Raw genomic sequence first — 6,295 nt, forward strand, 5'->3', positions numbered from 1 at the left:
ATGAAATTATTTTGATTCCCACTCTGGCCCGCGGTATGGGCCTTTTTTCATTCTGTGAAAAGGTTGATGTACTAGGGGATGCGTTCGCTCGTCCTCAAAGTAAGTCGATAGACGGTTTTTTCATCTTAATCCCTTACGGTACTGCAGGGGTGTCTGATTCACATACCGCTGGAAGATTCTATAGAAATGCTGCAGGTTGTTAAAGCCGCAGCTCATGGCAACCTGAATGATGGGCAGCTCCGTATGCTCCAGCAGTTTCTTCGCTTCCACTATTCTGCGGTTCAAGACGTACTCGAATACGGTAAAATGGGTGGTCTCCTTAAACAGATGGCTGATGTAGTATTTGCTTAGTCTGAATTCCTTTTGCAGCTGATCCAGTGTGATCGGATTCACGTAATTCTCGTCGATGTAGCGGATCAATCCCTTGATGTGCGGGTTATCTGCAGCTGGAGGAGGCTGGACTTCGGCCAGCTCCTTGAACTGGATAAGCAGCAACAGCAGATATAATTTCACCTTAGCTTGAGCTAGAGGATCGCCGGTTTGAAGGATTTGGTCATAAGCCTTAACCAGGGGATCGAAAAGAGAGATCACTTTGCTGCGCTGCTCCGGCTTCGTTTCCACCTTACGTGGCCCTTGTGTCACCATCCACTCCAAAGCGGGCTCAAGTCCCGTTCCACGAAGCACGTCTTTAATGAAATCCTTGCTGAAATTAATCACGTATCTTGCATAAGCCCGGTTAGGGCGATAAAAGATGCGATGAATATCGTATTCGTTAATGAAAAAGAAATCTCCGTCGCTGATCGTATATTTATTGTCCCGAACGAAAATTTCCAGATCTGCTTTTACAAAGAAATCGAACTCAAATGCGTTGTGGTAATGGTGGATCACCGGTTTCCCGTTCATTGGAATAACTGATGGAAAAGGGTGGGGTCCGGTCATAAGGGATATCGGATATATTCAGTAATGCCCCTCCTTCAACTTTAAAAAGTCAAAAATACCTTATAAATATTATAGCAAGATAGGTGAATTTATGGTGATAAAACAAGATAAATGAAGACGCTTTCTTGTTCCGGATGGTACTCTTAGTCCTGATGGAGTTGGAATCACCCTGGGAGGCGAACAAAATGGATTCAATCGTATTAACGGTCATCGGCGGCGGCAGTGTCAACTGGATGCCGGGCCTCATGCGCGACGTATATTTGCTTGACGAAATCCAGAGGGGAGAAATCCGGCTGGTCGATCCGAACCGGGAGCATGTCGAAGCAGTGGCGGCGATGCTGCACAACTTCAACAGGCTGAGGGGCAAGGAATACCGCATCCGTATCGTCGAACAGCAGAAAGAAGCGCTGCAGGGGGCCGATTTCGTGCTGACGACATTCAGTCCCGGTGCAATGGACGCGTTCTGGAACGATTTGGAGTTACCGATCCAATACGGCATCCGGCAACCGGTATCGATGACCGTAGGGCCCTGCGGTATCTCCGCTTCGCTGCGAACGGTGCCGGTTGCTTACGAGCTTGTGCAGGAGATGGAGGAGATGTGCCCGGGGGCATGGCTGCTCAATGTGACCAATCCGATGAGCGCCGTCACCCGCGCCATGAGTATGGCGGCTAAGACCGTCAAAGTGGTCGGGATGTGCCATGAGCTGCATGCGGCTCCGAAATATTTCGGCCCGATGCTCGGCTTGCACAAGCCGGAAGGGATGAACGTCACGGATTACTTATACCGCTGGCTTCCCGAGCAAGGCTTGCATTATACGGTAGCAGGGGTTAACCATTTCATATGGCTGACCAAGGCGGAGCTTCGCGGAGAAGATGTGCTTCCGCAAATTCGGGAATACGCCAGGGGTCGCTGGGAGCTCGAGGACGATCTGGCGAAGGGGCAAGCAAACGACTCGTTCCATAATAAAAGTGCGGCGAAGCTTGCCCTGTGCCGCCATTTTGGATATTTGCCGCTTGCCGGGGACCGCCATTTGGTTGAGTTTTACCCGAGCCTATGCAATGTAAGGAACGGGTACGGCATGAAATACGGGGTGCTGAAAACGACGGTTGAAGCAAGACGTATGTTCAAAGTTCACCAGTTGGATAACATCCGCCAGCTGGCGAGTGGGGCGAAGGAGGTATCGTGGCAGCGATCCGGTGAGGAAATGACCGAAATCATTAAGGCCATTGTCACCGGAGGCGAAACAACCGCCATTGTGAACGTTCCGAACGAGGGCCAGCTCACAAACATGCCCCGGGATGTCATCGTGGAGACGCTGGCCACCGTTGACAAGAGCGGGGTTCACCCATGGTCAACGGGTGCGCTGCCCGGTCCGATCGGCAGTTTGTGCCGCCTGCATGCCGATGTGCACGAGCTGACGGTGAAGGCTGCACTGGAAGGAAGCCGGGCAACGCTGCTTGAAGCGTTAAGCCTCGATCCGTTAAGCGGGCTAGCCGATTTCTCCGAGCTCGGCGAGCTGGCCGATACGCTGCTGCGGGCGAACCGAAGCTGGCTGCCGAGATTTTTTAACCACATAAGAACTAATTAGTTTCAGGTTGGAAACTGATTATATTCTTAATCGCGATAAAAACTTCCATGCTTACAATGCGAGTTTTGCTGAAGCAAACCTTATGGTCGCTTATCTTCGAAACATGTCGAAAGACGTTTTTCTCACGGAAAGGGAGGGCTCAAATGAATACGTCTAGTAAAATGCTGCAGCACCGGCTGGAGAAACGCAAGGATGAGATAACGGGACGAACCGTTACACAGCTCACATCGCTGCCCGGTAACCACCATCATCTATATTTTACGAGCAGCAGCTTCACCGCAGATAACCGGCACATTCTTTATATCAGTGATACGGGGACGGGCAGCCCCAATCTGTTCAAGCTGGCGCTGGACGACGGAACTGCCGTTCAATTGACTGAAAACCGGGACGGCTATATGAAAAGCTACGTCTATTACGATGGCAATCCGTATCGCGGCCTAGCTAAAGCGAGCCCCAGCTTTGCCCCTGCTGCGGATAAGCTACTGTATATACAAGGCAGCGAGGTTCGGCTATTGAACGTAAACTCTCTGGAAGAGCGCGTGGTTTACGTTCTTCCAGAGCGCGTGATGACCGGATTTACGCATTTGTTCAGCGACGGCCGATATGCGTGCATTCCATATATCGATGCGGATGCGTTCGAGGTTGGAGAGGGGAATCCGTTTGGTCTGATTCGGGATAATGTGAAGAAAGAGCAGTTGAGCTCTCATATTGTCGTTGTCGATACGACCACGGGAGAGATCTTGTATTCGTTTAGTCATCAAGGCTGGGTAACGCATGTGCAGTTTCACCCGCACGATCCGAACATCGTGCTGTTTAATCACGAGGGCGGCATGGTGGAGCAGCGCATCTGGCTATATGACCATGGTGCGATCACCAGAGTAAGGGATCAATCGGATGGCGGACCGTCGTTATGGATTTGCCACGAGATGTGGGCTGGCGTGGGCAAAGCGGTCATCTATCACGGGACCCGAGGAGTACCAAACGACCCGGCGATGAAAGATAGCTCAAGAGAACAAGGCCAAATCGTCAGCTTTGTCGGGTACATGGACACGAGAGACGGACAGTGCGCCGAGTTGAGCTTTTCGCCGGAGATGACGGCTTACGGACATTTTACGGCAAGCACAGACGAATCGCTGCTCGTAACTGACGGGATTATTGATGCTTACAGCATCCACTTGTGCCGAATGGATTGGCAGCGGCTTGGGCTGGATATGACACTCCTCTGCCGTCACAACAGCAGCTTCACCGTTCAGGATGTACACGCGCATCCGATCTTCAGTCATGACGACCGATACGTCTTGTTTACTTCGGATGCTCATAACGAGCGAACAAAAGGAAACTTATACCTCGTTGATCTGAACGATATGTAAATAAGCTTCTGGCGGGTAACGACAGTCACTTCAAAAAATCTCTTATTGGGAATGTTACTGAGCTATTCTTGGATCAATGTCAGGCGGCTGCTTAAAGCCATCGCTTCTTGAGCCAGACGCGGTAAACGACGTAGACAGACGCCAAAAAAAGAACATACACGCCGACGGACAAAACGAGCTTGCTGGTGCCTGCAAACAGATTACTGCCGATAAACGCAAACAGGAGCATAGCAGGAATTTTGCCCAATGCGGACGCAACGGCGAATGTAACGACCGGAATAGAAGTAATGGCAGGAATGACATTAACGACAGCCTGAGGGATAACCGGGATCAGTCGAGCCAATAAAATAGTAAGAAACGGATTTTTTTCAATCGCGGATTGGAGCTTTTCCAGCTTTTCGTACTTGGACAAGTAAGCACGGCCCTGCTTTTGAAACAAGTAGCGTGCCACCAAAAAAACAATGACAGACGCAACGGAAGCAGCAGTCCAGCTGATCAAAGCGCCAAGCAATGGACCGTACATAAACCCGAGCATGCCGATAACTATTTTGTAGGGGATAACCGGTATGATAATAAAACCGAGCGCAGCCACAAAAATAAGCAGAACGGGCGCATCCCCAAATTGCATCCAATGTAAAATTTCATCCTTGAATACATAGACAATGATTATGAGCACGAGATACATACCGATGGTGTACCATTTCTTCATTTTGCTAAGATGTCTCCCTTGGTCTGAGTCTTTCTTCTGGCCGTGTTGATCATACTTAGTGTAACACACAAACATTCTTCATTGGTATATTGTCCGCTCGACGAGTTCGTGCGAAGAGATAGGGTTAGCCAAAGCACAGTTTGAAATTGTACATAAACATAGTAGTTATTGGAAGTCTGTAACTGCAAAGTATTAGCCCTGTTCAACAATTGAAGAATGATAGTTCAATGGGGATAATCTACAACATTATTATTCGGATTTAACCTAGCAACACTGCTTGGTAGACAGGGAGTCCCAGATGCCGAGTATCAAAGAGTATAGATCAATAAAAATCCGCAGAAGCTGCGGCTTTTTTATTTTATCGGAACAAATTCTTGTCAATTCTGTATGTCAACAATCTGTTCCGATTGCCGATCTGTGCGTTCCAATTACCGCTGAGAAGAGAAGAATAGATAGGACTTGCCGCGAAACACAGGGAATCACCGGATTTTATTCTTTTGATTTAGGAGTAGTTGGTGCTTCTATTATAATTGTAATGGGATAATACTTTGTAGGGGGATTGATGTCGAGTGTCAAAAAAACAGAACAAGGTCGAAAAAACGGAAGTCAGAGTAATTCCTTATGACCCTAAATGGACCGTTTTATTTGCCGAAGAAGCATACAGCATAAGAAATGCAATTTCTGAAATCGTTAGCTCAATCGAACATTTCGGTAGCACTTCAGTACCTGGGTTGGATGCTAAGCCTATAGTCGATATTCTGGTTGGAACACAATCTGGTGCTCGTCATACAGATGCTCATATTCAAGCTCTTGCAAAGCTAAACTATGAATTTTTAGGCGAAGACGGGCGAAGACCTGGTCGATTTTTCTTCCAAAAAAGAGAGCTGAATCATTTTAACATAAGTATTGTACCGTTTGATGGTGACTTGTGGAGAGATAATATATTATTTCGTGATTATCTGCGTACACATCCCGAGGAAGTTTGTTTTTATGCTTCAATTAAGAAAGCAGCGGAACAAATATCACCCAATAGCTTATTAGGATATCAGAACTACAAGCGCTCCTTTGTAGAGGAGATGAAAGAACGTGCACGAGTTTGGCACAATAATTCTGGCCATTAGACATTGACAAACAGGGGTAAATTTTATCGCTGAAAACATCACCTCACTCAATTATTTTTGCTAAGCTAATGGGGGTATGATAGCTGAATATAGACACGACGGCAGCCGGTCACAACGATCGGCTGTCTTTGTTGAACTAACTGGCAGGATAGTGCAGGAAACTATTTGTAAATCGTTGAATATAGAATTTAGATTAATTCGTTTGAAACTCATAGAGGTGTAAAATGGAAAAGAAATGGTTAGCATATCGAATCTATCCTGAGCCAATTGGAACCGAATATCATTATACTGATTTGTTGAATAGAGCTACGGTTGAAAAGTTATTTGATCACTGCCAGATATTGGAAGCTATGATTTCAAGAGAAGGCTGGAAATTATTGATTAATCATCATGGATACCATGCGTTATATGAGATAAATAAAAAAAGCGATTGGTTTGACTGCGAACACCTTGAGGGATTTATTTTTGAAGTCGAGGCACATATTGAATCACTGCCCGATCTTTAAGCTAAACATTCCTGTATAGCCTAAGAAATGGGCTTTGTCAAAAAAGGAGCGCCTCGGTATG

At 47.2% G+C, this 6,295-nt stretch carries 7 protein-coding genes; 5 read left to right on the forward strand and 2 right to left on the reverse strand.

What is annotated here, in order from left to right:
• Nucleotides 1-120: 120 nt before the first annotated feature.
• Nucleotides 121-903, reverse strand: coding sequence for an AraC family transcriptional regulator (locus BP97_RS39170; protein WP_197035553.1), 783 nt, complete (start codon nucleotides 901-903; stop codon nucleotides 121-123).
• A gap of 221 nt (nucleotides 904-1,124) precedes the next feature.
• Here BP97_RS39170 and BP97_RS0128165 point away from each other — a divergent pair, with 221 nt between their 5' ends.
• Together BP97_RS0128165 and BP97_RS0128170 are read left to right on the forward strand one after the other, a co-directional pair.
• Complete coding sequence (locus BP97_RS0128165) at nucleotides 1,125-2,528, forward strand: family 4 glycosyl hydrolase (protein ID WP_028552106.1); 1,404 nt, start codon at nucleotides 1,125-1,127, stop codon at nucleotides 2,526-2,528.
• A gap of 143 nt (nucleotides 2,529-2,671) precedes the next feature.
• On the forward strand, nucleotides 2,672-3,898 hold the full coding sequence (locus BP97_RS0128170; RefSeq protein ID WP_028552107.1) for an oligogalacturonate lyase family protein: 1,227 nt from the start codon (nucleotides 2,672-2,674) through the stop codon (nucleotides 3,896-3,898).
• Nucleotides 3,899-3,989: 91 nt separating this feature from the next.
• Here BP97_RS0128170 and BP97_RS0128175 read toward each other — a convergent pair whose 3' ends face one another.
• Nucleotides 3,990-4,607, reverse strand: a complete 618-nt coding sequence (locus BP97_RS0128175; RefSeq protein WP_028552108.1) for a TVP38/TMEM64 family protein — start codon at nucleotides 4,605-4,607, stop codon at nucleotides 3,990-3,992.
• Between the two features lie 298 nt (nucleotides 4,608-4,905).
• Between BP97_RS0128175 and BP97_RS40390 the strand changes: the two genes are divergently transcribed.
• The 3 genes from BP97_RS40390 (at nucleotide 4,906) to BP97_RS0128185 (ending at nucleotide 6,234) form a co-directional block, all read left to right on the forward strand.
• The gene (locus BP97_RS40390) at nucleotides 4,906-5,151 is read left to right on the forward strand and encodes a hypothetical protein (RefSeq protein WP_156043368.1); all 246 of its coding nucleotides are present in this window, start codon (nucleotides 4,906-4,908) and stop codon (nucleotides 5,149-5,151) included.
• Nucleotides 5,152-5,176: 25 nt separating this feature from the next.
• Nucleotides 5,177-5,728, forward strand: a complete 552-nt coding sequence (locus BP97_RS39440) for a GrpB family protein (RefSeq protein WP_064745751.1) — start codon at nucleotides 5,177-5,179, stop codon at nucleotides 5,726-5,728.
• Nucleotides 5,729-5,952: 224 nt separating this feature from the next.
• Nucleotides 5,953-6,234, forward strand: coding sequence for a hypothetical protein (locus BP97_RS0128185; RefSeq protein ID WP_028552109.1), 282 nt, complete (start codon nucleotides 5,953-5,955; stop codon nucleotides 6,232-6,234).
• Nucleotides 6,235-6,295: the final 61 nt, after the last annotated feature.

Source organism: Paenibacillus sp. UNC451MF (assembly GCF_000686845.1).
GTDB lineage: Bacteria > Bacillota > Bacilli > Paenibacillales > NBRC-103111 > Paenibacillus_S.

What these genes read in the sequence shown, in the direction of transcription:
- BP97_RS39170 (WP_197035553.1), bottom strand. Translation starts at nt 903, where the DNA reads ATGAACGGGAAACCGGTGATCCACCATTACCACAACGCATTTGAGTTC.
- BP97_RS0128165 (WP_028552106.1), top strand. Translation starts at nt 1,125, where the DNA reads ATGGATTCAATCGTATTAACGGTCATCGGCGGCGGCAGTGTCAACTGG.
- BP97_RS0128170 (WP_028552107.1), top strand. Translation starts at nt 2,672, where the DNA reads ATGAATACGTCTAGTAAAATGCTGCAGCACCGGCTGGAGAAACGCAAG.
- BP97_RS0128175 (WP_028552108.1), bottom strand. Translation starts at nt 4,607, where the DNA reads ATGAAGAAATGGTACACCATCGGTATGTATCTCGTGCTCATAATCATT.
- BP97_RS40390 (WP_156043368.1), top strand. Translation starts at nt 4,906, where the DNA reads ATGCCGAGTATCAAAGAGTATAGATCAATAAAAATCCGCAGAAGCTGC.
- BP97_RS0128185 (WP_028552109.1), top strand. Translation starts at nt 5,953, where the DNA reads ATGGAAAAGAAATGGTTAGCATATCGAATCTATCCTGAGCCAATTGGA.